Origin of the sequence: Pseudomonas sp. Lz4W (assembly GCF_000346225.2) — a bacterium.
In the GTDB taxonomy this organism is placed as follows: Bacteria; Pseudomonadota; Gammaproteobacteria; order Pseudomonadales; family Pseudomonadaceae; genus Aquipseudomonas; species Aquipseudomonas paraversuta.
This window is the reverse complement of the sequence record NZ_CP017432.1, coordinates 2,439,146-2,463,292: the sequence shown is the minus strand read 5'-3', so window position 1 is coordinate 2,463,292 and position 24,147 is coordinate 2,439,146. Positions and strand designations below refer to the sequence as shown.

General features: G+C 60.0%; 18 protein-coding genes, 1 pseudogene and 1 riboswitch. Of the genes and pseudogenes, 11 read left to right on the top strand and 8 right to left on the bottom strand.

The window, feature by feature from the left end; genetic code table 11:
- Positions 1–2 precede the first annotated feature (2 nt).
- Positions 3–1,073: a cobalamin biosynthesis protein CobW gene (gene cobW, locus B195_RS11380; RefSeq protein WP_003445375.1), complete on the bottom strand. Its 1,071-nt coding sequence runs from the start codon at positions 1,071–1,073 to the stop codon at positions 3–5.
- A 92-nt stretch (positions 1,074–1,165) separates the two neighbouring features.
- A riboswitch (cobalamin riboswitch) is annotated at positions 1,166–1,364 on the bottom strand.
- 184 nt (positions 1,365–1,548) lie between these two features.
- Here cobW and B195_RS11375 point away from each other — a divergent pair.
- Positions 1,549–2,847 carry a glycosyltransferase gene (locus tag B195_RS11375; protein WP_003445374.1) on the top strand — a complete coding sequence of 433 codons (1,299 nt, stop codon included), beginning with the start codon at positions 1,549–1,551 and terminating at the stop codon, positions 2,845–2,847.
- A 186-nt stretch (positions 2,848–3,033) separates the two neighbouring features.
- Here the strand turns inward: B195_RS11375 and cobF are convergent, their stop codons facing one another.
- Complete coding sequence (gene cobF / locus B195_RS11370; protein WP_003445373.1) at positions 3,034–3,792, bottom strand: precorrin-6A synthase (deacetylating); 759 nt, start codon at positions 3,790–3,792, stop codon at positions 3,034–3,036.
- A gap of 102 nt (positions 3,793–3,894) precedes the next feature.
- Between cobF and B195_RS11365 the strand changes: the two genes are divergently transcribed.
- The 8 genes from B195_RS11365 to B195_RS11330 all read left to right on the top strand — a co-directional run bounded on the left by B195_RS11365 (position 3,895) and on the right by B195_RS11330 (position 13,419).
- Positions 3,895–4,830 carry an AraC family transcriptional regulator gene (locus tag B195_RS11365; protein WP_051060447.1) on the top strand — a complete coding sequence of 312 codons (936 nt, stop codon included), beginning with the start codon at positions 3,895–3,897 and terminating at the stop codon, positions 4,828–4,830.
- A 140-nt stretch (positions 4,831–4,970) separates the two neighbouring features.
- Entirely contained in the window at positions 4,971–6,281 is a 1,311-nt protein-coding gene (locus B195_RS11360) for a sugar ABC transporter substrate-binding protein (protein WP_003445369.1), read from the top strand.
- 130 nt (positions 6,282–6,411) lie between these two features.
- Entirely contained in the window at positions 6,412–7,338 is a 927-nt protein-coding gene (locus B195_RS11355) for a carbohydrate ABC transporter permease (protein ID WP_003445367.1), read from the top strand.
- Between the two features lie 7 nt (positions 7,339–7,345).
- A complete protein-coding gene (locus tag B195_RS11350) occupies positions 7,346–8,179 on the top strand; it encodes a carbohydrate ABC transporter permease (RefSeq protein WP_003445365.1) in 834 nt (277 codons plus the stop codon).
- A gap of 22 nt (positions 8,180–8,201) precedes the next feature.
- Complete coding sequence (locus B195_RS11345) at positions 8,202–9,305, top strand: ABC transporter ATP-binding protein (protein ID WP_003445363.1); 1,104 nt, start codon at positions 8,202–8,204, stop codon at positions 9,303–9,305.
- 20 nt (positions 9,306–9,325) lie between these two features.
- Positions 9,326–10,801 carry a mannitol dehydrogenase family protein gene (locus tag B195_RS11340; RefSeq protein ID WP_003445362.1) on the top strand — a complete coding sequence of 492 codons (1,476 nt, stop codon included), beginning with the start codon at positions 9,326–9,328 and terminating at the stop codon, positions 10,799–10,801.
- A 195-nt stretch (positions 10,802–10,996) separates the two neighbouring features.
- On the top strand, positions 10,997–12,478 hold the full coding sequence (gene xylB / locus B195_RS11335; protein WP_003445361.1) for a xylulokinase: 1,482 nt from the start codon (positions 10,997–10,999) through the stop codon (positions 12,476–12,478).
- A 5-nt stretch (positions 12,479–12,483) separates the two neighbouring features.
- Complete coding sequence (locus tag B195_RS11330) at positions 12,484–13,419, top strand: carbohydrate kinase (protein WP_003445359.1); 936 nt, start codon at positions 12,484–12,486, stop codon at positions 13,417–13,419.
- A gap of 249 nt (positions 13,420–13,668) precedes the next feature.
- On the opposite strand, the gene B195_RS11325 is transcribed toward B195_RS11330, so the two are convergent.
- Positions 13,669–14,970 (bottom strand): OprD family porin, encoded by a 1,302-nt coding sequence (locus tag B195_RS11325; RefSeq protein WP_003445331.1) that lies wholly within the window; start codon positions 14,968–14,970, stop codon positions 13,669–13,671.
- Positions 14,971–15,212: 242 nt separating this feature from the next.
- On the opposite strand from B195_RS11325, the pseudogene B195_RS11320 reads away from it, so the two are divergent.
- Both B195_RS11320 and B195_RS11315 read left to right on the top strand, forming a co-directional pair.
- Positions 15,213–16,511, top strand: a pseudogene (locus B195_RS11320) (ATP-binding protein); the annotation flags it as partial.
- 69 nt (positions 16,512–16,580) lie between these two features.
- A complete protein-coding gene (locus tag B195_RS11315; protein ID WP_003445327.1) occupies positions 16,581–16,856 on the top strand; it encodes a peptidylprolyl isomerase in 276 nt (91 codons plus the stop codon).
- A gap of 101 nt (positions 16,857–16,957) precedes the next feature.
- On the opposite strand, the gene B195_RS11310 is transcribed toward B195_RS11315, so the two are convergent.
- The 5 genes from B195_RS11310 to B195_RS11290 all read right to left on the bottom strand — a co-directional run bounded on the left by B195_RS11310 (position 16,958) and on the right by B195_RS11290 (position 24,069).
- Positions 16,958–18,169 (bottom strand): amino acid deaminase, encoded by a 1,212-nt coding sequence (locus tag B195_RS11310; RefSeq protein WP_003445325.1) that lies wholly within the window; start codon positions 18,167–18,169, stop codon positions 16,958–16,960.
- Positions 18,170–18,215: 46 nt separating this feature from the next.
- A complete protein-coding gene (locus B195_RS11305) occupies positions 18,216–18,605 on the bottom strand; it encodes a RidA family protein (protein WP_003445324.1) in 390 nt (129 codons plus the stop codon).
- A gap of 73 nt (positions 18,606–18,678) precedes the next feature.
- Entirely contained in the window at positions 18,679–20,931 is a 2,253-nt protein-coding gene (locus B195_RS11300; RefSeq protein ID WP_037001755.1) for an ATP-dependent DNA helicase, read from the bottom strand.
- A complete protein-coding gene (locus B195_RS11295) occupies positions 20,928–22,577 on the bottom strand; it encodes a VRR-NUC domain-containing protein (RefSeq protein WP_003445318.1) in 1,650 nt (549 codons plus the stop codon). The genes B195_RS11300 and B195_RS11295 overlap by 4 nt, the downstream gene beginning before the upstream one ends.
- Positions 22,578–23,046: 469 nt before the next feature.
- Complete coding sequence (locus B195_RS11290) at positions 23,047–24,069, bottom strand: zinc-dependent alcohol dehydrogenase family protein (RefSeq protein WP_003445316.1); 1,023 nt, start codon at positions 24,067–24,069, stop codon at positions 23,047–23,049.
- Positions 24,070–24,147: the final 78 nt, after the last annotated feature.

Here is a 24,147-nt window from a genome sequence, read left to right as displayed (position 1 = left end):
GTTTAAGCGCTCAACGCTGTGCGCAGGGTGGACTCGAGCAGTGCCGCGTCCAGATCCTGACCGATCAGCACGAGCCGGGTGCTGCGTGCTTCATCGCGGCCCCAGGCACGGTCGAAGTGCTTGTCAAAGCGGGTACCCACGCCCTGGATCAACAAGCGCATCGGCTTGCCCGGGATGGCGGCAAAGCCTTTGACCCGCAGAATGCCGTGCTGGACCACCAGTTGCGTCAGGGCTTGCATCAATACGCTTTCTTCGCCTTCAGGCAGCTCGATGGAAATCGAATCGAAGGCATCGTGGTCATGATCGTCGTGGTCATCATCACCGTCGTGGTGGTGATCGTGGTGGCTGTGGCGGTCATCGATATGATCCTCGGAGCCGGCACCCAGCCCCAACAGCACATCCAGAGGCAAGCGGCCGCTGCTGGCCTCGATCACCTTCACCGCAGGTGGCAGCTCTTCGGCGACTTCGGCGCGCACCCGGGCCAGATCTTCAGGGCTGATCAGGTCGGCTTTATTGAGGATCACCAGATCGGCGCTGGCCAGCTGATCAGCAAACAGCTCGTGCAGAGGCGACTCGTGGTCCAGATTCGGGTCGAGTTTGCGCTGGGCGTCGACCTGATCCGGGAACGCGGCAAAAGTGCCGGCAGCCACAGCCGGGCTGTCGACGACGGTAATAACCGCGTCAACCGTGCAGGCGCTGCGGATTTCCGGCCACTGGAAGGCTTGCACCAGAGGTTTGGGCAGGGCCAGGCCCGAGGTTTCGATCAGGATATGGTCGATATCGCCGCGACGGGCCACCAGTTCGCGCATCACCGGGAAGAACTCTTCCTGCACGGTGCAGCACAGGCAACCATTGGCCAGTTCATAAACGCGGCCGTTGGCTTCTTCTTCGGTGCAGCCGATGGTGCACTGCTTGAGGATTTCACCGTCGATACCCAGCTCACCGAACTCATTGACGATCACCGCAATACGGCGGCCCTGGGCGTTATCCAGCATGTGCCGCAGCAGTGTGGTTTTGCCCGAACCGAGAAAGCCGGTAACGATAGTGACAGGGATTTTGGCCAGTGTTTTCATCGGATGCCCTTTGGCAAGCGGCGGGCATACGGGACGACGACCGCAGGCTGTGCGCGGTCAGTCTTCGCCACCGGATCACCCCGCCCGGTTGAAGTAAGAATCTGTGACGAGGCAGGTCTCCTGGCTTACGGCGGGGTATCAGCCGGGGCTGACACCGACCTTGCGCCTTCCCGCTTGTTCAGCAGTGGCATTGCAAGGTCATCGACCGTTTACAGTTGCGGGGGCAGCCGCGGCATACCGCGTTCCCTTCTTAGCTTCGCGTGGCGAAGAACCTCGAACGTGCAAGGCTACGCAGTGCTTTGTAACAGGTCAATGTCATCCTGTGGCGGCTGGCTTGCCAGCGATGGATTCAACCCGGCTTGCAGGACCGATCATGGCGACCTCATCGCTGGCAAGCCAGCTCCCACACATGATCAATGCAGTGTTGTGTTCTAATTGCCGCCTTTTTTCAGCCTCAGGCTTCAAGGAACCGCCCATGTCGTCCCCTCGCCCAACCCACGTCCTGATCATTGGCTACGTGTGGCCCGAGCCTCGCTCTTCTGCGGCGGGCGGGCACATGATGCAAATCATCGACAGTTTCTTGCAGCACGGCTGGCAGATCACCTTCAGTAGCCCGGCCGGGGTTGGCGAGCACAAGGCCGACTTGGCAGCGCTGGGCATCGATGAAGTGGGGATCGAGCTCAATAACAGCAGCTTCGACACCTTTATCAGTGAACTGGCCCCGGATATCGTCCTGTTCGACCGTTTCATGATGGAGGAGCAGTTCGGCTGGCGCGTTGAGAAGCACTGCCCGAATGCCTTGCGTGTCCTGGAAACCTCCGACTTGCAAAGCCTGCGCGACGCCCGTCACCTGCAACTCAAGGCGCGGCTCAAGCACAACCCGGAGCAGGATGACTTCAGCAGCCTGTTCGCCCCGGGGCAACGCACCACCTTTGAACACATGGCCGATGCCGACCTTGCGCAACGGGAAATCGCCGCGATCTACCGCAGCGACCTGAACCTGATGATTTCCGAATATGAAATCGATCTTCTGGTGGAGCAATTTCAGGTACCCGAGGCACTGTTGCACTGGTGTCCGCTGATGGTTGACAGCGTCCCTGAGCAATTCGTGCCTTACGAGCAGCGCCAGCATTTCTTGAGCATCGGCAACTTCCGCCATGGGCCGAACTGGGACGCCGTGTTATGGATGAAAACCCATATCTGGCCGCTGATCCGCCAGCAACTGCCCGACGCCCAACTGCATGTCTACGGTGCCTACACGCCGCCCAAAGCCACGGCCCTGCATAACCCGGCCCAGGGTTTTCATGTACTCAACTGGGCCGAGGATGCCCTGGCCGTGATGAGCAACGCACGGATCTGCCTGGCCCCTTTACGCTTTGGCGCTGGCATCAAAGGCAAAATCGCCGACGCCATGCTTTGCGGCACCCCTAATGTCACGACCCCGGTGGGTGCGGAAGGCATGCACGGTGACATGCCGTGGGCCGGAGCCGTAGAACAGAGTGCCAGCGCCATTGCGCAGGCGGCCGTCGAGCTGTACCGCAACCCCCAGGCGTGGCAGCAGGCGCAACACAACGGCCAGGCGTTACTGCAGGCGCGGTACCTCAAAGCCAGCCATGGCCCGGCGCTGGTGCAACGCATCGAAGCCTGCCGCGCGGAGCTTGAACAGCACCGGCGCAACAACTTCACCGGGGCCATGTTGCGTCATCACCAGCACAAGAGTACCCAATACATGTCGCAGTGGATCGAAGCCAAGAACCGTAGCCACTCCCTGTAGGAGCGAGCTTGCCTCGCGATGGCAGCACCCGGCCACCACCCGGTTGCCTCCATCGCTGGCAAGCCAGCTCCCACAGAACACCAGCCTCCATCCCGGTCGCCTCCATCGCTGGCAAGCCAGCTCCCACAGGTCACCCCAACAGATCCCTCCTGTCGCCTGTAGGAGCGAGCTTGCCTCGCGATGGGGTCAGTCCGATTTCGCTGACCGGCGCAGCAAATACGTGTCCATGATCCAGCCCTTGCGCAACCTGGCCGCCTCGCGGGCATGCCTGATCTGCTGGCTGACATCCGCCAGCTTGCCGGCAATCAGGATCTCGTCCGCTGTGCCGATATAGGCGCCCCAGTAAATATCCAGGTCTTCATGGACAAAAGCCTGGAACGCGCAGTGGGCATCGAGCATCACCACCACATTGTCCAGGTCTTCGGCCACCAGTCGCCGCCCCGTGGTGATACGGATCGGCTGACCGATGTCATTGAGTGCCACCCGATGCCGGGCCGCCAGGGCCTGCACGCTGCTGATACCGGGGATCACCTCATAGTCGAACCCGCTGCAGCCATTGGCCCGCACCCGCTGCAGAATGCGCAAGGTGCTGTCATACAAAGCCGGTTCGCCCCAGAGCAGAAATGCCCCGCACTCACCCTCCCCCAGCTCGTCCTCGATCAGCCGCGCAAACACCTCGGCCCGCAGCTCATGCCAGTCCTCAACCCCCTGTATATAGGACGGGGTAGCACTGTCACGCTGCGGATCACTGACCTGAACCACCCGATAACCCGGCTCACGGATGTAACGCTCGCAGATTTCCAGCCGCAACCGCACCAGGTCGTCAGTGGTTTTGCCCTTGTCCAGCACAAAGAACACCGAGGTGCGGTTCAGTGCCTCAATTGCCTGCACGGTGATCTGCTGCGGATTGCCCGAGCCCATGCCAATCAATAACAGTGTTTTCATAGTGTCTATCCTTGAACAGGCAGGAAATTGAGCCGTGGCTGGCAGGAATTTTCAAAAGACAGCATGATCAGCCCCATAACAAGACCACCAACGGCCAAGCCCATGACTCGTCTCGCCCGAGCTACAGACCCTTCATACGAATTGATGGATGACCATAATGGCCTGTCGATCATTTATCGCCAGCATGGCTTCCCTTGCCCGCTGGTACGCTGGCATTTCCACAAGGAATACGAGCTGCACCTGATTGTGGCCAGCAGCGGCAAAGTGTTCGTAGGCGACTATATCGGTAACTTCTACCCCGAGACGCTGTTCCTCACCGGCCCCAACCTGCCCCACAACTGGATCAGCCAGGTGGCCGCAGATGAAGTGGTGCCCAAGCGCGACATGCTGGTCAATTTTACCGATGAACTGCTGGGCAGCGCCGCCTCGGTGTTTACCGAGCTCAAAGGTCTCACGCCGATGCTGGAGCGGGCCCAGTACGGCATCGAGTTTCACTGCAAGCCCACCATCCGCAAAGCCATGGCCTTGATGCAGACCATTGCCAATGCCACCGGAGTGACTCGCCTCGGGCACTTTCTGATCCTGATGGAGCTGCTGGCCGACTGCGACAACTATCAACTGCTGTCCGGCGTCACCTCAGGCAACCTGGCCGACGAGCACACCATAGAGCGGACCAACCGCGCCGTGGATTACATCTTCAGTCACTATGCCCGGGAGCTGACCCTCGAAGAAGTCGCCGACTACATGGGCATGAAACCTACCTACTTTTCCCGGGTATTCAAGCAAGCCACGGGGCGCTGCTTTATCGAATTCGTCAATCGCCTGCGCATCAGCAAGTCCTGCGAATTACTCGCCGATGGCCGCAAAGCGGTAACGGATGTGTGCTTCGAGTCGGGTTTCAGCAATATTTCCAACTTCAACCGGCGCTTTCAGCAACTTAAAGGCATGACCCCGTCACACTACCGCCGTCTGGCCGTACAGCGTTTGACCGAGCAAAACCTGCCGGTGCTGAGCGAACGTCTGCGCATTGCAAAATAGTATCGGTTGCAGTGCTACCAGTGATTTGTCACGCCGGTGATTGAGGGCTGTAATCGGCCCTATGCGCTCGTGTCAGCGGGCAGCCATAAAAACAATAACCGTCCTTCAAGGCCGCCTTGGCCGAAGAAGTGGAGTGCTCAATGAATATTCCTGTCAAAGCGTTATGTGTAGCCATGTGCATGACCCTCAGCGGTATCAGCCTGGGCGCACAAACGCTGACCATTGCGACGGTCAACAACAGCGACATGATCCGCATGCAGAAGCTCGCCAAAACCTTCGAGAGCGAACACCCGGATATCAAGCTGAACTGGGTGGTGCTGGAAGAAAACGTACTGCGCCAACGCCTCACCACAGACATTGCCACCCAGGGCGGCCAATTCGATGTACTGACCATCGGCATGTACGAAGCTGCACTCTGGGGAGCCAAGGGCTGGCTGGAACCGATGAACGAGCTGCCTGCGTCCTACGCCATTGAAGATGTATTTCCCTCGGTACGCGATGGTTTGTCAGTCAAGGGCACGCTTTACGCCCTGCCGTTTTATGCCGAAAGCTCGATGACCTACTACCGCACCGACCTGTTCAAGGAAGCCGGGCTGACCATGCCCGAGCACCCGACCTGGGAGCAGATTGCAGAATTCGCCAAAACCCTGAACAAACCCGAAAAAGAGCAATACGGGATTTGCCTGCGGGGCAAAGCGGGTTGGGGTGAAAACATGGCGCTGATCAGCACGGTCGCCAATGCCTACGGCGCGCGCTGGTTCGATGAGAAGTGGCAGCCTGAATTTACCGGCCCCGAGTGGAAGAACGCCCTCAACTTTTACGTCAACACCATGAAAGCCTCGGGCCCTCCGGGTGCCACCAGCAACGGCTTCAACGAAAACCTGGCGCTGTTCAACAGCGGCAAATGCGCGATCTGGGTCGATGCCAGCGTCGCCGGTTCATTCGTTACCGACCCGACCCAGAGCAAAGTGGCCGACAAGGTCGGTTTCACCTTCGCCCCCCATGCAGTGACCGACAAAGGCAGCGCCTGGTTGTATTCCTGGGCGCTGGCCATCCCCACTACCTCCAAGGCCAAGGACGCCGCCAAAACCTTCAGCACCTGGGCCACGTCCAGGGAGTACGGGGCACTGGTGGCCGAGAAAGACGGCATTGCCAATGTGCCGCCGGGCACCCGCGCCTCGACCTACAGTGACGCCTACCTCAAGGCTGCACCCTTTGCCAAGGTGACCCTGGAATCGCTCAAGGCCGCCAAGCCCAATGACCCTACCCTCAAACCTGTGCCTTACGTCGGCATACAGCTGGTCACCATCCCGGAGTTCCAGGCCGTGGGTACCCAGGTCGGCAAGTTGTTCTCCGCCGCGCTGATTGGCCAGATGACGGTTGACCAGGCCCTGGCCGCAGCACAACAGACCACCGAGCGCGAAATGAAACGCGCGGGTTACCCAAAATAAAAGCGGGATAGCCTCCCGAATTTGTGGGAGCTGGCTTGCCAGCGATGCTAACAACCCGATCTGACTTTCAGATTGAGTAGATGCCATCGCAGGCAAGCCAGCTCCCACAAAAGCACAGGTGCCATTCACCATGACCACTTCGACTGTTACCCCGGCGATTGACGCCCCGTTGCCGGTGCGTAAATCACGGCTGTTCAACCCCGGCTGGTTCCTGGTCACGCCTTCGGTGGCGCTATTGCTGCTGTGGATGATCGTACCGCTGGGCATGACCCTGTACTTTTCGCTGATTCGCTACAACCTGCTGTACCCGGGCGAAAACCAGTTTGTAGGGCTGGAAAACTTCACCTACTTCCTGACCGACTCGGGGTTCTTGCCCGGCGCCACCAATACCTTGCTGCTGGTGGGCAGTGTATTGCTGATCAGTGTGGTCCTCGGGGTGTTGATCAGCGCCCTGCTGGAGGCCAGTGAGTTCATGGGCCGCGGCATCGTGCGGGTGTTGCTGATTTCGCCGTTTTTCATCATGCCCACCGTGGGCGCGCTGATCTGGAAAAACCTGATCTTTCACCCGGTGTCCGGCGTGCTCGCCGCGGTCTGGAAATTGTTTGGCGCCCAGCCGGTTGACTGGCTGGCGCACTACCCGCTGCTGTCGATCATCATCATTGTGTCGTGGCAATGGCTGCCCTTCGCCATTCTGATCCTGATGACCGCCATGCAGTCCCTCGACCAGGATCAAAAAGAAGCCGCTCGCCTGGATGGCGCCGGCCCCATCGCGATTTTCTGGCACCTGACCCTGCCACACCTGGCGCGCCCCATCGCCGTGGTGGTGATGATCGAAACCATCTTTTTACTTTCGGTGTTTGCCGAAATCTTCACCACCACCAATGGCGGCCCCGGCTACGCGTCGACCAACCTGGCCTACCTGATCTACAACCAGGCGCTGGTGCAGTTCGATGTGGGCATGGCCTCGGCCGGTGGTCTTATCGCGGTCGTGATTGCCAACATCGCAGCCATCATCCTGGTGCGCATGCTGGGTAAAAACCTGACTGACAAGCCGTGAGGGCCAAGTGATGACACTGCAACAATCGCGTCGCCTGCAAAGCCTGCTGCTGGGCACCCTGGCCTGGGCCATCGCCATCCTGATTTTCTTCCCGATCTTCTGGATGGTGCTTACCAGCTTCAAAACCGAGATCGACGCATTCGCCACGCCGCCGCAGTTCATTTTCACTCCGACCCTGGAGAACTACCTGCACATCGAAGAACGCAGCGGGTATTTCCACTTCGCCTGGAACTCGGTGGTGATCTCGTTCACCGCTACTGCCCTGAGCATGTTGATTGCCATCCCGGCCGCGTACTCCATGGCCTTTTACGAGACCAAACGGACCAAAGGCACGTTGCTGTGGATGCTCTCCACCAAAATGCTGCCGCCGGTGGGGGTGCTGATGCCGATTTACCTGCTGGCCAAATCCTTCGGCCTGCTGGACACCCGGACCGCGCTGATCATCATCTACACCCTGATCAATCTGCCGATCGTGGTCTGGATGATTTACACCTACTTCAAGGACATCCCCATGGACATCCTGGAAGCGGCCCGCCTTGATGGCGCCACTCTGTGGCAGGAAATGCTTCGCGTACTGCTGCCCATCAGCAAGGGCGGGCTGGCCTCGACCCTGCTGCTGTCGCTGATCCTGTGCTGGAACGAGGCCTTCTGGTCACTCAACCTGACGTCATCCAGCGCCGCGCCACTGACCGCGCTGATCGCTTCCTACTCCAGCCCCGAAGGCTTGTTCTGGGCCAAATTGTCTGCCGTTTCGACCCTGGCCTGTGCCCCTATCCTGATTTTTGGCTGGATCAGCCAGAAACAGCTGGTTCGCGGCTTGTCCTTTGGCGCAGTCAAATAAAAATCACCTTTGGAGGCCCATCATGGCCAACCTGAAAATCAAGAATTTGCAAAAAGGCTTTGAAGGTTTCTCGATCATCAAGGGCATCGACCTTGAAGTGAACGACCGTGAGTTCGTGGTCTTCGTCGGCCCGTCGGGGTGCGGCAAGTCCACTCTGCTGCGCCTGATTGCCGGGCTCGAAGAAGTGACTGACGGTACCATCGAGCTGGACGGACGCGACATCACCGAAGTCAGCCCGGCCAAGCGTGATCTGGCGATGGTGTTCCAGACTTACGCCCTGTACCCGCACATGACCGTGCGTAAAAACATGTCGTTCGCCCTCGACCTGGCCGGTGTGGCCAAAGCCGAAGTCGAAAAAAAGGTCAACGAAGCGGCGCGTATTCTCGAGCTTGCGCCTTTGCTCGAGCGCAAGCCCAAGCACCTGTCCGGCGGGCAACGCCAGCGGGTGGCAATCGGCCGGGCAATCGTGCGCAACCCGAAGATTTTCCTGTTTGACGAACCGCTGTCCAACCTCGATGCCGCCCTGCGGGTACAGATGCGCCTGGAACTGGCGCGTCTGCATCAGGAACTGCAGGCGACCATGATTTACGTGACCCACGATCAGGTCGAGGCCATGACCCTCGCCGACAAGGTGGTGGTACTCAACGCCGGCAAGGTCGAGCAGGTCGGCTCGCCGCTGGATCTGTACCACCAGCCGGTCAACCTGTTTGTCGCCGGTTTTCTCGGCACCCCGAAAATGGGCTTCCTCAAAGGCAAGGTCAGCCGGGTCGATGGCCAAAGCTGCGAAGTTGAACTGGACGCCGGTACCCGTATCCAGTTGCCCCTGAGCGGCGCGTCATTGAGCATTGGCGGCGAGGTTACCCTGGGGATCCGCCCGGAACACCTGAACCTGGCCAGACCCGGTGATTGCACCCTGACCGTCACCGCCGATGTCGGCGAGCGCCTGGGCAGCGATACCTATTGCCATGTGATTACTGCCTGCGGCGAACCGCTGACCATGCGCATTCGCGGGGACATGGCGAGCCAGTACGGCGAGCAGTTGCACTTGCACCTGGACAGTGAACATTGCCACCTATTCGACGCACAGGGGCTGGCGATCACCCGCCCGCTGCGCGCTGCTGCCTAACGTTTTTTGAGATCGCACCCATGAAACTCAATCGCCGCAACCTCGATAACCTGACCAGTAAAGTTGAAAAGCCAGCCTACCTCGCGAGCGACAGACGGCACGGCATAGCCCATATCGGGGTCGGTGGATTTCACCGCGCGCATCAGGCCTTTTATACCGATGCGCTGATGAATCAGGGCCGCGACCTGGACTGGAGCATCTGCGGCATCGGCCTGCGGGCCGAAGACCGCAAAATGCGCGATGACCTGGCCGGGCAGGACTATCTCTACACCCTGTTCGAACTGGGCGACAGCGACGACACCCAAAGCCGCATCATCGGCTCCATCAGTGACATGCTGCTGGCCGAAGACAGTATCGAGGCGGTGCTCGACAAGCTCGCGAGCCCGGACATCCGGATTGTCTCGCTGACCATTACCGAAGGCGGTTATTGCATCGACGACAGCAGCGGCGAATTCATGGCCACCCTGCCCCGGATTCAGCGGGATCTGGCCCACCCGAAACAACCGCGAACCGTGTTTGGCGTGCTGTTTGCCGCCCTGGCCCGACGCCGGGCTGCGGGTACGGACGCCTTTACTCTGATGTCGTGCGATAACCTGCCCCACAACGGCGGTGTGGCGCGCAAAGCCCTGCTGGCCTATGCAGCCCTGAGCGATGCCGACCTGCATGACTGGATCGCGACCCATGTCAGCTTTCCCAACGCCATGGTTGACCGCATCACCCCCATGACCAGCAACGCTCATCGCCTGCAACTGCACGATCAACTGGGCATCGACGACGCCTGGCCGGTGGTCTGCGAGCCGTTTATCCAGTGGGTACTTGAAGACAAGTTCAGCACTGGCCGCCCGGCCTGGGAAACCGTTGGCGTGCAAATGACCGATGACGTCACGCCCTACGAAGAGATGAAAATCAAACTGCTCAATGGCAGTCACCTGGCGCTAACCTACCTGGGGTTTCTCAAGGGCTATCGTTTCGTCCACGAGACCATGAATGACCCGCTGTTCGTGGCCTATATGCGCGCCTACATGGACCTGGACGTGACCCCGCAACTGGCGCCGGTGCCCGGGATTGACCTCACGGCGTACAAAGACACCCTGGTGCAACGGTTCTCCAACCAGGCCATCGCCGACCAGCTGGAGCGCGTGTGCTCCGATGGTTCGTCAAAATTCCCCAAATTCACCGTACCGACCATTAACCGCTTGATTGCCGATGGTCGCGAGCTCAAGCGTGCAGCGCTGGTGGTGGCGGCCTGGGCCCTGTATCTCAAGGGGGTTGACGAGAATGGCCAGACCTATGCCATACCCGACCCCAGGGCTGACTATTGTCAGGCGCTGGTCAAGGATGACCCGCTGATCGTGCAGCGCTTGCTGGGCGCAGAGGAGATATTTGGCGGAGCCATTGCCCAGTCTGCCGAGTTTGTAGCGGCGTTTGAGTGGTGCCTCAACAGTTTGCGAGAGGTGGGGGTAACCGCCACTCTGGAACAGCTGGTACAGCTCTGAACTGTGCTGCCGCAATGCCGTGCTGCCCCTGCAGGAGCGAGCTTGTCTCGCGATGATTGTTATCGATAACGCGTTTTTACAAGTTGAACACGACGCTCTCGAGGCCATCGCGAGACAAGCTCGCTCCTTCAATTGAGATAGCAGTGGTTTTAGGGTTTGCGGTATTTCTCCGGATTCTGATTAGGTCAACGCCCCATGAATCACTTATTTCTCGGTATCGATTGCGGCACCCAGGGTACCAAGGCGCTGATCCTGGACAGCCAGAGCGGTCAGGTTCTGGGTCAGGGCTCGGCGCCGCACACGCTGATTCAGGGTGAGCACGGTCGCCGCGAGCAGGACACCGGCCAATGGTTGCAGGCCCTGACGACAGCCACCCAACAGGCGCTGGCGGCCGCCGGAGTCAGTGGTCAGCAAATCCGTGGTATCGGGGTCAGCGGTCAGCAACACGGGCTGGTGCTGCTGGATGAACATGGCACTGTGCTGCGCCCGGCCAAACTCTGGTGCGACACCGAGTCCACCCCTGAAAACCGCCAACTGCTCGAGTGGCTGGGCGGTGAGGCCGGCTCACTGCAACGCCTGGGGCTGGTAATAGCTCCCGGCTATACGGTGTCCAAGCTGCTCTGGACCCGCCACCACCATCGGCAAGTGTTTGAGCGCATCGCCCATATCCTGTTGCCCCATGACTATCTGAATTTCTGGCTGACCGGCCGTTACTGCAGTGAATACGGCGATGCCTCCGGCACCGGTTATTTCAACGTGCGCACCCGGCAGTGGGACCTCGACATCCTGCGTTATATCGACCCCGAGGGGCGCCTGGAACGAGCATTGCCCGAGCTGATCGAATCCCGTGCCGCTGCAGGCACGCTGCGGCCTGAAATTGCCCGCTTGCTGGACCTCAACCCCGAGGCAGTGGTCTGCAGCGGTGGAGGCGACAATATGCTGGGGGCCATAGGCACCGGCAATATCCAACCCGGGATCATCACCATGAGCCTCGGCTCATCCGGCACCGTCTACGCCTTTGACCCGCAGCCCCAGGCCAGCCCGGAGCCAGCGGTTGCCAATTTTTGCTCGTCCAGCGGTGGCTGGCTGCCGCTGATTTGCACCCTCAACCTGACCAATGTCACCAGCGCCATACGCGAACTGTTTGGCCTGTCCCTGGATGCCTTCAATCAATTGGCCGGCCAGGCACCGATAGGCGCCGAAGGCGTCAGCCTGCTGCCGTTTCTCAACGGTGAACGGGTGCCCGCCCTGCCCGACGCCACCGGCAGTTTCCACGGCCTGACCCTGACCAACCTGAACCAGGCCAATTTTTGCCGGGCAGCAATCGAGGGCACCACCTTCGGTTTGCGTTATGGTCTTGACCTGCTGCGCCGCAACGGCTTGCAAAGCCACACCATCCTGCTGGTCGGCGGTGGCTCGAAAAGCCCGCTGTGGCGCCAGATCGTGGCCGATATCATGGACACCCGGGTCATCTGTGCCGAACAAAGTGAAGCCGCGGCACTGGGCGCAGCCATTCAGGCGGCATGGTGTACAGGTGCCGACAGCCTTGAGCAACTGTGCCAACGCTGCGTGCGCCTTGACCACGCCAGCGAAACCAGGCCCGACGCCAAAAACGTCGCGGCCTATGAACAATCCTATGTGCGCTACCGTCTACAGGTCGCGGCCTTATCCGAGTGAATGCTATGTATCTGGTGTGTGGTGAAGCGCTGTTTGATTTTTTTGCCCAGGCAGACAGCAGCCAACAGGCGGGCAAAGTGGACTTCAAGGCGCTTGCCGGAGGTTCGCCGTTCAACGTCGCCGTGGGCCTGCGGCGCCTGGGCGTCGAAGCCGGCATGTTCGCCGGGTTGTCCACCGATTACCTTGGCCGTCGGTTAAAGCAGGTACTGACCGAGGAAGGCGTCAGCCAGGCGTTTTTACTGGATATGGAGGCTCCCACCACCCTGGCCATGGTCGCGCTGGACGCCAAGGGTGCGCCCGCCTACAGCTTTCGCGGCGAAGGCTGCGCCGACCGGCAACTGCAACTCCATCATCTGCCGCAGCTAAGCACGCAGATACGGGGCATCCATGTCGGGTCGTTCTCTCTGGTGGTGCAACCCGTTGCCGACACCCTGCTGGCACTGGTCAGGCGCGAAAGCGGACGGCGCCTGATCAGCCTCGACCCGAACGTGCGACTCAACCCGGAGCCGGATATAGAGATCTGGCGTCAGCGGATCAAGCAACTGATCCCCTATGCCGACCTGATCAAAGTCAGTGATGAAGATCTCGAACTGCTGTACCCGGGGCAAGACCCGCAACAGATAGCCCGGTCATGGCTGGGCCAGCGCTGCCAACTGGTGTTTTTGACCCGTGGAGGCCAGGGCGCCAGCGTATTCAGCGAGCATGGCCATCAGAGGGTTGCGGCCAGTGCAGTAAAGGTTGCCGACACCGTGGGTGCGGGCGATACCTTTCAGGCGGCAGTGATTGCCTGGCTGACCGAGCATGGACTGGACTCGATTGAAGGTTTGCAACAGTTGAGCAAAAACCAGATCGGCGCCCTGCTGGACTTCGCCAGCCGCGCGGCGGCGCTGACCTGCAGCAAAACCGGGCCGGACCTGCCCTACCGCCACCAGCTGGACTGATAACACCCCGACCTCTGTAGGAGCGAGCTTGTCTCGCGAGCTCTACGCGGTTTGGTTGAAAAGCTCGCTCCTACAGGTTGGGGGAGATGGTGGGGGAGAATGGAAACCGGGCCGGACCTGCCCTACCGCCACCATCTGGACTGATCACACCCCGACCTCTGTAGGAGCGAGCTTGTCTCGCGAGCTCTTCGCGGTTTGGTTGAAAAGCTCGCGAGCAAGCTCGCTCCTACAGGGTTTAGGGGCGTGGTATCACCAGATCGACAGGTTATAGCTGACGATCAGGCGGGTCTCATCAACATCGCGGGCGAACTGCGCGTAGTTGGTGCGATAGGTGGCATTGCGCAAACGCAGGCTGACGTCCTTGAACCTGCCGCTTTGCACTATGTATTTGAGCTCGCTGTCGCGTTCCCACTCTTTGCCTTCTTCGCTACGGCCAACCACTTTGATGTGGTCACCATTGACGTAACGGGTCAGGAACGACAATCCGTTAATGCCCACCGCCTTGAAGTCATAGTCATAACGCAGCTGCCACGAACGCTCCTGGGCATTGGCGAAGTCGTTGACCTGAAGGTAGTTGACCAGATACGGGTTGCTGCCATCCAGGTACGGCATCGAGGTGTCGCCGTTCATGCGCTGCCAGCCGGCGCTGAATTTATGACCGGCCAATGCGTAGCTGAACAGGGCACCAAGCGCCCGGTTATCAATGGTCGAGGCCTTGGCCGAACCGGCGTCATCACTCTTGAGCAAACGTACATCGGCCGACACGACGCCCGAACCCACAGGCTGACTGGCCACTATCCCGATAAATTGCTGGCGGTAGATGTCCTCCAGTTCGGCATAGTGGTATTGCGCTGTCAGCCGCTCGTTCACCTTGTAGTCCAGGCCGTACATATTGAAATGATCGGCAGTGATATTGCAGGCATAACGCTTGTTCTTGCAGTTCAGGCGCAGGTCCTGAGCGTCGGTGGAGTCCCGTGCGGTATAGCGATCAAGGCGCATGGCCGTGAACTTCAGGTCGCTCAATTCCCGGGACTCGAGCATCGCGCCATTGAACATGGTTGGCAGCAGACGGCCGTCGTTGTACTTGAGCAATGGCAGGTCCGGCAGCAACGCCCCGTACTTCAGAACGCTGTGCGATACCCGCATTTTTCCGGTCAGGCCGAATTTGGCGTACTGATCCTTGGAACGACGGGGATCACTGCCGGTCGAAGGTAGCAAGCCACTGTTGCTGTCAGCGGGGCTGGAGTCGATTTTCAGCCCCAACATGCCCAAGGCATCGAGCCCGAAGCCCACCGTGCCTTCTGTGTAGCCCGATTGCAGATTGAGAATAAAGCCTTGAGCCGTCTCGTCACGCTTGGAGGCGCCCTGGGGGTTTGAAGTGCTGCCATCACGGAAATCACGGTTGAAATACACCGTTCGCGCTTCCAGCCTGGCGCTGCTGTCTTCAATGAACCCGCCAGCCTGGGTCTGTGTTGCAATACCGGTACACACCGCCAGTGCGCCGACACGTGCAACCCGGCAATGCGTCAACAATGAAAAAGGGACAACCATGGACAAGCTCCAGCAGCGAATGACGCGCAAAACAGAAACAATCGAAGACGCGCCTGGGGTTAACGACCCAAACGGGATTCTTCGATCAAAAATGAGAGCGCAATTGTACGAAAGGCCAAGCCTGAGCCTCACTCGACCTTAGTCGTACTGTCTAAGCCGGACTTGTTAGTACCAATGATAGCCTTTAGCCTTCACTCAGCCTTTAATAGGTACATTTTCAGATTCAATCTCGGGACTTATCCATGAGCGCCGTATTTTCTGTCAGCCAACGTGGGGCATTAGCCCGCAGCCCCTTGGGTGAAGTCGCAAAATGGCCTCAGAGCTTGCGCACCAGCGCACAGCTTGTACTCAACTCCCCGCTGCCGATGTTGCTGTTTTGGGGCGAGCAATTGACCCAGATCTACAACGACAGTTTTGCAGCGCTGGCGGGTAACAAGCACCCGGGCGCCTTTGGTCAGCCCATGCAGCGCTGCTGGCCGGAGTTCCGTGAATACAGCCAGCCGATTATCGAAGCCGTACTGGCCGGTGAAAGCCGCTCCTATCTTGACCAGTACTACGTGCTTCCGGACCAGTATCTGGCAACCGAGCTGTGGCTTGACCTGACCTTCAGTCCCGTTTTCGATGAGACGCACAAGGTGGCCGGAATTTTGATGGTTGCGGTTCAGACCTCCAGGCGCCGCACGTCCATCAAGCGCACGGCGCAGGCCTTGCGCGAGCTCAATGACACCCTTGAAGAGCGTGTCACTGAACGCACCCAGGCCCTGGCCGAGGCCAACGATCAACTGCAGCGCGAGATGATCGAGCGCGAAAGGATTGAAGACACCCTGCGGCATGCGCAAAAAATGGAAGCCGTTGGCCAGCTGACCGGCGGTATAGCCCATGATTTCAACAATATGCTGACCGGTATCATCGCCAGCCTGGATCTGGCCAAGCGCTATATCGCGGCCGGGCGCAGTGACGAAATAGTCCGCTTCACCGATGCCGCCGTCGCTTCAGCGCAACGGGCAGCCGCCCTGACCCATCGTCTGCTGGCGTTTTCCCGCCGCCAGTCGCTGGATCGCAAACCTCTGGACCCTAATGCCCTGGTGAGCTCACTGCAGGAGCTGTTCAGTCGTACCAAGGGTGCCCACATCGACCTGCAGGTCGATCTGGGCCAGGACATCTGGGCCGTCAATACCGATACCGGCCAGCTTGAAAGCGCCCTGCTCAACCTGATTATCAACGCCTGCGATGCCATGCCCGACGGCGGCAAACTGGTGGTCAAGACCGCCAACAGCCACCTGGATACCAGTGACCTGCAAAGTCTGGAACCGGTCAAATCCGGCGAGTATGTACTGCTGGAGGTTTGTGATAACGGCACCGGCATGTCCCCGCAGATTCTGGCCAGGGCTTTCGACCCCTTTTTCACCACCAAGCCTGTAGGCCAGGGCACCGGCCTGGGGTTATCGATGATTTACGGCTTTGCCCAGCAGTCCGGCGGTCATGTGACCATCAGCAGCGAAATCGACAGTGGTACCTGCGTGCGCCTGTACCTGCCGCGCTACAACAGCAAAACTCAGGCATAATCCGCGGCCGCGCAATCTGCCCCACAGTTTCAAGGTATACGCCCCATGAAAGCTCAAGCCCGCCATATCCTGGTGAAAACCGCCGAAGAAGCCGAATCGCTCAAGCAACGCATCGCCAAGGGCGAAGCCTTCGATGTGCTGGCGAAAAAATTCTCCACCTGCCCGTCAGGCAAGCGTGGGGGGGATTTGGGTGAGGTTCGTCCGGGGCAGATGGTTGGCGTTATCGACCAGATCATCTTCAAAAAGCCGTTGCGGGTGGTGCACGGACCGATCAAAAGCAAGTTCGGCTATCACCTGGTACAGGTGTTCTACCGCGACTGAAATACCACCAAATCTGTAGGAGCGAGCTTGTCTCACGAGCTGTTAGCGGCAGAAAAGCTCGCGAGACAAGCGCGCTCCTACACAAGCCTGGTGCGCTGGTTTCAGAACACTATTTCAAGGCTCTCGACCACATTCAGTTGCTCGTCCACCAGGCAGCCCGTGCGCCATTTGTCGAACGTCAGACAAGGGTGCGAGGTACCGAAGCTGATGATGTCGCCCACCTTCAGTTCAGTGCCCGCAGCGATCGTCATGAACGCGTGCTGATCCATGACCGCCGTGACCGTACAGGCACTGACGTCATCACCCACGGCCGGCAATACCCCTTCGCGGTAACGCTTTAACGGCATCGGCAGCCCCGCATCGTAGGCCACATCGCGCTTGCCCAGGGCAATCACCGCAAAGCCCGGTTCCGGCAACGATTGCACATGGGCCCAGACTTCCAGCGCCGGGCGCAAGCCCTCGTGCAAGTCGCTGCGACGGTCCAGCACGCAGCACTGGGCGTCTTTGTAGATCCCGTGATCGTGCACCACATAACTGCCGGGGCGCAGAATGCTCAGAAAACGCCCGCTGGCCGCCTCGGCGGCGAAACCTTCGGCAATCAGGTCATACCAGGCAGAGCCCGAGGCCGTGACGATCGGCTTGTCCAGCGCAAAGGCGCCGTCACGTTGCAGTTCAAGGGCCAGGCGTACCAGGGAAGCGGCAAACGCGCGAATCCCGCTGACCGCCTGCTCGCCGTGTATCACCCCTTCGTAGCCTTCGATGCCGGTCAGCGCCAGGGCCGGTTGTGCCTTGATCGCAGCAGCCAGGGCCCGCACTTCTTGCTCGGTACGACAGCCACAACGGCCGCCCACCACACCGTATTCGATCATCACGTTCAGACGCTGACCACGCTCGGCAAAAAAAGCCCCCAGCGCCTGGACGTTATCCGGGTGATCAACCATGCAATGAAATTCGAAGGCCGGGTCTTGTTGCAAACCGGCGATCAACGCCATATTGGCGCGGCCGACCAATTGATTGGCCATCAGTACCCGGCGCACACCCCCGGCATAGGCCGTGCAGGTCTGCACTGCACTGGCCAGGGTTATACCCCAGGCGCCTTGCGCCAGCTGGCGGCGAAACAATGCCGGGGTCATGCTGGTCTTGCCGTGGGGCGCCAGCTCTGCGCCGCTGCGGCTGACGAAGTCCTGCATCCAGCGAATATTGTGTTCCAGTGCAGCCCGGTGAATCACCAGCGCCGGCAAACTGACATCACGCACCAGATGGTCGGCGGGGTTGGCAGCACCTTTGAGTACTTGGGCATTGTTCAACGTCATCGACACACTCGACTCCTCACATTTTATATTGATCGCGAGCCAGGGTTTAGCGCTTGGCCTTGTAGGCGATGCAGTCGATTTCGACCCGGCAATCCACCATCATCATCGCCTGGACACAGGCGCGGGCCGGGGCGTGTTCGCTTTTGAAATACGAGGCAAACACCTTGTTGAAACTCCAGAAGTCCCGCGGGTCCTGCAGCCACACGCCAGCGCGGACCACGTCTTCAAGGCCATAGCCGGCTTCTTCAAGAATCGCGATCAGGTTTTGCATGGTCTTGTGGGTCTGCTCAACGATGCCGCCGTTGATGATTTCACCGTTTTCCATGGCCACCTGACCCGACACATGCAGCCAGCCATCGGCTTCAACAGCGCGGGCGAAAGGTAAAGGCTGACCACCTGCGCCTACTGCGCCGGTACCGAAACGTTTGATGCTCATCGATAAAACTCCACTGCTTGGACAAGGCGCGTCATGCACCACAGGCTCAGCAGTGTGCCACAAGGTTGCGCTCTCAACCCAACTGCCACCAGCGCGGGAACAGCTGTTGCACCTTGGGCTCGGCAAACCGGTCATCAATCAGAAACAGCGTGCCCTGATCATCCTGGGTGCGAATCACCCGCCCTGCCGCCTGCACCACTTTTTGCACCCCCGGATACAGGTAGGTGTAGTCATACCCGGCACCGAACAGGGCACCCATGCGCTGCTTGATCTGCTCGTTGACCGGGTTCAACTGCGCCAGCCCCAGGGTCGCGACAAAAGCACCGATCAACCGTGCACCGGGTAAATCGATGCCTTCGCCAAACGCCCCGCCCAGCACCGCAAAGCCAATGCCCTGCCCCGAGAGCGTGAATTGATCGAGAAACCCCTGGCGCGCTGCTTCATCCATGCCCCGTGCCTGGGACCACTGGGCAATGTGCGGATAGCGCTCGGCGAGCAACCCGGCCACCTGTTGCAGGTAATCAAAGCTGCTGAAAAAGGCCAGATAGTTGCCGGGGCGCCGGGTGAATTGCCCGCAGATCAGCTCCACGATGGGCTCCAGCGAGGCCTGGCGATGCACAAAGCGGGTGGATATCCGGCTGACTACCTGAACCGCCAGTTGCCTGGCCTGAAACGGCGATTCCACATCGATCCACACCGCATCAGTGGGCAGCCCCAACAAGTGGGTGTAATAGCTCCGCGGGCTGAGGGTGGCGGAAAACAGCACATTGCTCTGCGCACTGGCCAGTCGCGGGCCGATAAAGAGCGCCGGCACAATATTGCGCAGGTTGAGTTGTGACAGGCGTTTTTTGCCGCCTTCAACCAGGCTCACGTCGAACAGGAAATGCGCATCAAACAACTCCGCCACCCGGTTGAATTGCAGGGCTTCAAAGTAGAAGCCTTGCAGTTTTCCACTCAGCCCCTGGGGGTGATCGTTAAGGTAGTCGCCAATGGCAGTGATGCAGCCGGACAAGGCATTGAGCCATTTAGCCGGCAATTGCCCGTGCACCTGATAAGGCCCTGGCTGGTCTTTGTGCAGGGCATTCCATTCCCGATTGAGGCGCTTGAATACCTTGTCCAGCGCTGGCGGGGCATCCTGGCGCACGCTATTGAGGGTTTGCTGGTGCAGACTGGCGCTGTACATCTGGCGCCCGCGCTCCACCAGGTTGTGCGCCTCGTCCACCAGGGTCGCGACCCGCCACTGGTTGGCCTGGGCCAGGCCATAAAGCAAGGCCGTGAAATCGAAGTAGTAGTTGTAATCGGCAATGATCAGGTCGGCCCAGCGTGCCATTTCCTGGCTCAGGTAATACGGGCAGACCTGATGGGCCAGGGCCACCTCGCGCAGGGTCTGCTGGTCCAACGGCGACTGTGCGACAGCCGCCAGCCGCGCTGCCGGCAAGCGGTCATAAAAACCCTTGGCCAACGGGCAGGATTCACCATTGCAGGCGTTCTGCGGGTATTCACAGGCCTTGTCCCGGGCCACCAGTTCCAAAACCCGTAGCGCCGGGTTGGCAGCTCGCGGATAAAGCACCTGAGCGGCATCCAGGGCCAGCTTGCGCCCGGGGGTCTTGGCCGTCAGAAACAGCAATTTGTCCAGTTCCCGGGCCGGCATGGCCTTGACCAAGGGGAATAGCGTACCGATGGTTTTACCAATGCCGGTGGGCGCCTGGGCCATCAGGCAGCGCCCGCCACTGGCGGTCTTGTACACCGCTTCGGCCAGAGCCCTTTGCCCGGTACGAAACTGTGGATGAGGGAACGCCAGGCTGCGGGCCGCCGCATCCCGCGCTTCACGATGGGCCATTTCCTGATCGGCCCAGGTCAAAAACAACCTGCATTGCTGATTGAAAAAATCCTGCAGCCGCTCGGCGCTCCAGGTTTCCTGGAGCCGGGTTTCCTGCTCGCTGACGATATCGAAATACACCAGTGCCAGATTGACCTCGGGCAACTGCAGGCTCTGACAGAGCAACCAGCCGTAAACCCGGCACTGGGCCCAGTGCAATTGACGGTGATTGGCCGGTATCGCCGTGAAATCGCCGCGATAGGTTTTGACTTCCTCCAGCACATTGCCCGACGGGTCATAGCCGTCCGCCCTGCCGCGTACGGTCAATGCGCCGAACTGCCCCTCCAGGCTCAACTCGGCCTGGTACCCGGCACTGCGTCGGGAAGCGACGGTGCGATGCCCGGCAATTCCCTGCTGGGCCGTGGGTGACGGGGTGAAGCGCAAGTCCAGATCGCCGACCTTGGCCGTGAACTCGCACAGGGCACGGACTGCCACCCGATAGTTCAAGGGCCCGGGGCCTGCCATTGCACGTAACAGACGGTGACGGGCATTTGATGTTGCTCGCACAGGTCCAGCCAGCGCAGCTGGTTGTCCTGCAAACGGTCACCCGGGCCTTTGACCTCGATCATGCGGTAGGTTTTTTGCGCCGGGCAAAACTGGATCAAGTCCGGCATGCCCGAGCGGTTGGCCTTGATGTCCTGCAGCAGGCGCAGGAACCAGACCTTCAAGTGGGCGGGCGGCAGGCAGGTCAGTGCGTCTTCCAGCAGCGCCTCGCTCAGATAGTTCCAGGCCACAAAGGGTGATTGCACACCGAACTTGGCGCTATACGCATCGCGGACAGTCTTCAGGTACTGGCCACTGTCCAGCTGCGCCAGACAGGCCTCGAACAGCTCGGCCCGGCGCAGGTAGAAGTCTTGCTCCAGCAAATCAGCCGGGCCGCTTTGGTACGGGTGAAAAAATGCCCCGGGCAGCGGTGCAAAAATGGCCGGCCAGCACAACAGGCCAAACAGCCCGTTGATCAAGGTGTTTTCAACGTAATGCACGGGCTCGTCCGGCGTGTGCAGATGTGCCACCACCATGAACTCGACCGAGGTTGCCTCAATGCGCTCCAGGCTCAGGTCCAACCGTTCAGGGGGGCTGGGTTTGGTTCGCACCAGCGCCGGCAGTCCGAGCTTGCGTCGCAGCCGCGGGAGCATGCGCTGCAATTGCTGATGCTCGGCGTCGTTGAACGGCGCACCTTGCGCAGCGTCTGCCAGGGTCATGGCCTGCGGGTATTGCTCCAGCAATTCAAGTACCCGGATCATGCGCAGGCGCGCCTCGGGGTGCCCGCAGTGCTGGTAAACCTCCAGTGCCCGGGCCAGCTCCCCTGCCCGTTCGTGGTGCTGGCCGAACTGGAACAGCAAGCGCGCCCTGCGTCGTTGCAGCCAGGGGTTATCTGCCACGTAGTCCAGCACCGCTGGCAGCACGGCACTCACATCTCCAGCACTTTCAAACTGTTCGCGACAGGCATAAAGATGCAGATAACCGTCAATATCGGCCCGGCAGCGCAAGGCCCGTGACTCGGGGCTGATATCAACCTTTTCGTAGGTGAACAGCCCCAGGTCGGCCAACACCAGATCTGACCAGCCCTGACTGAGATTGCCAAAGAACATCAGCCGCAGGCGATCCCCCAGCGCCCGGTTGCCGAGGCTGTAAAGGGGTTCTTGCAGCGTGGGGTGCCATGCACACAGGCTCTGTATTTGCGGAAAGTCGCCGGCCAGGTCCTGCAGCCAATCGGTTTTTTTACCCTTGGGCCGGGTGAGATGGGCGCTGAACCGTGCCTGGATTTCCGGCTTGGTCAGCACTTCAAACACCTCGGCCAGGGCCAGGGGCGCCTGATCATCCAGCCAGCCCAGAGCCAGCAGAGGCGCAGCCGCCTGCGCGCAATCACCGATTTCCGGGTAGTCGAGCTTGCTTGCGCGAAAGTGCTGCCCCTTGCGCATGATCATGCGCACCCAGAGCGCCTGGGAGGCATTGGGCAACAGGGCAAAACCGGCGATGAATTGCTGCTCTTCGGTACTGAGGACATCGCTGTAGCGGGTCGCGATCCAGCCGAGCACGTGCTGGAAATTCTTCAGGTAATAAAGCGGATCTTCAAGAGGATCGGAAATCACGGGCAGGACAAACCACTGGTGTCGAATACTGGATATGCGTACAGATATCAGTTTGCCCGGTGCTCTGGCAAACCCTATTGGATGAGTGGTGCGGGTTGTTAATGAAAAATCAGTGGGCGCCGTCCGATCCCGCATCGCGGGCAAGCCCGCTCCTACAGAATCAATCCGGTCGATTCTCCCTGTGGGAGTCTGGCTTGCCAGCGATGCTGACCACGGGGTGCTGCGTCTGACCCCGCATCGCGGGCAAGCCCGCTCCTGCAGACTCAACCCGGTCAACTCTCCCTGTGGGAGCCTGGCTTGCCAGCGATGCTGACCACGGGGTGCTGCGTCCGACCCCGCACCGCGGGCAAGCCCGCTCCTGCAGACTCAACCCGGTCAACTCTCCCTGTGGGAGTCTGGCTTGCCAGCGATGCAGACCACGGGGTGAAATCAACGCCCCTTAGCCTTGCACTGGGGGGCGTTGGCAGTTTCAGGCGTCGGTCAGTTGCAAGGCGACCCGCCCACGGCATGGGCAATCGTCCATGTAGCGATGGGCCTCTACGAACTCGTCAAAGGGGAACACCCGCACTTCCAGTGGCAACAGCACCCGGTCGGCGGTCAATTGGTTGATCTCGCGCAGCGCCCGTTGCATGGCTTCTTCATCCTGGGCAATGCCCAGCTCCGGCTTGCCGGTGAAGTTACCGATACAGTGAACAAAGAACTGGATGTTCTTCTGGAACGCCGCACAGGCCGGGAACGGGGTGTTGTTGCCGCCCTGCAGGCCATACAGCACCAGACTGCCCCGGGGGGCCAGCACATCACCCAGCACCGACATCTGCGGGCCGCCAAGGCCGTCAAGTACAACGTCGACCCCTTTGTTGTCAGTGATCTTGTTGATTTGCATCAGCAAGTCCTGCTCCTCGGTGACTATGACCTTGTCTGCACCCAGGGCCAGCAAACCTTCACGCTCTGCAGCATCCCGGGTCGCCGCAATGACCTTGACCCCCAACGCCTTGCCCAGCTGCACGAACGAAGGCCCTGCGCAGTGGCTGGCATCGGTGATCAGCACGGTCTGGCCGGGCTTGACCCGCGCCAGATCGACATAGGCAAAGTAGGCGATCAGCAAAGGCGTGTAATGCACACTGGCCTCAACCGGGGTCAGGACATCCGGGTAGCGAGTGAGGGCCGAACGCGGCATCACGATCAGCTCGCCATAGGTGGGATAGTCGTTGGCACTCTGGCCGGGAAAGCTGGCGACCTTGTCACCCACCGCCAGATCCTCCACACCGGCACCTACGGCAGTGACAATACCGGCCATCTCATGGCCGATACCTGCAGGCAAGCGGGCCTGACTCGGGGCCAGGTTCTGCCGCCAGAGCACGTCATACCAGCTGATACCAATAGCCTGGACACGCACCTGCACTTCCCCGGCCGCAGGCGCAGCGACCTCGTGCTCTTCGCACGTGAGTACCTCGGCCGGGCCAAACTTGTGAAAACGGATCGTGCGCGACATTACAAACCTCGCCTAATTAATCGCTAATGCCACGGACTTTATCCGGGCTTTGTGCGCAAGACTAACAGACAGCATTAA

Coding starts and splice junctions, on each gene's coding strand:
- B195_RS11340 (WP_003445362.1), top strand. CDS start 9,326: ATGAAACTCAATCGCCGCAACCTCGATAACCTGACCAGTAAAGTTGAA.
- B195_RS11325 (WP_003445331.1), bottom strand. CDS start 14,970: ATGGTTGTCCCTTTTTCATTGTTGACGCATTGCCGGGTTGCACGTGTC.
- B195_RS11305 (WP_003445324.1), bottom strand. CDS start 18,605: ATGAGCATCAAACGTTTCGGTACCGGCGCAGTAGGCGCAGGTGGTCAG.
- cobF (WP_003445373.1), bottom strand. CDS start 3,792: ATGAAAACACTGTTATTGATTGGCATGGGCTCGGGCAATCCGCAGCAG.
- B195_RS11345 (WP_003445363.1), top strand. CDS start 8,202: ATGGCCAACCTGAAAATCAAGAATTTGCAAAAAGGCTTTGAAGGTTTC.
- B195_RS11330 (WP_003445359.1), top strand. CDS start 12,484: ATGTATCTGGTGTGTGGTGAAGCGCTGTTTGATTTTTTTGCCCAGGCA.
- B195_RS11360 (WP_003445369.1), top strand. CDS start 4,971: ATGAATATTCCTGTCAAAGCGTTATGTGTAGCCATGTGCATGACCCTC.
- B195_RS11375 (WP_003445374.1), top strand. CDS start 1,549: ATGTCGTCCCCTCGCCCAACCCACGTCCTGATCATTGGCTACGTGTGG.
- B195_RS11355 (WP_003445367.1), top strand. CDS start 6,412: ATGACCACTTCGACTGTTACCCCGGCGATTGACGCCCCGTTGCCGGTG.
- B195_RS11290 (WP_003445316.1), bottom strand. CDS start 24,069: ATGTCGCGCACGATCCGTTTTCACAAGTTTGGCCCGGCCGAGGTACTC.
- B195_RS11315 (WP_003445327.1), top strand. CDS start 16,581: ATGAAAGCTCAAGCCCGCCATATCCTGGTGAAAACCGCCGAAGAAGCC.
- xylB (WP_003445361.1), top strand. CDS start 10,997: ATGAATCACTTATTTCTCGGTATCGATTGCGGCACCCAGGGTACCAAG.
- B195_RS11310 (WP_003445325.1), bottom strand. CDS start 18,169: ATGACGTTGAACAATGCCCAAGTACTCAAAGGTGCTGCCAACCCCGCC.
- B195_RS11365 (WP_051060447.1), top strand. CDS start 3,895: ATGACTCGTCTCGCCCGAGCTACAGACCCTTCATACGAATTGATGGAT.
- cobW (WP_003445375.1), bottom strand. CDS start 1,073: ATGAAAACACTGGCCAAAATCCCTGTCACTATCGTTACCGGCTTTCTC.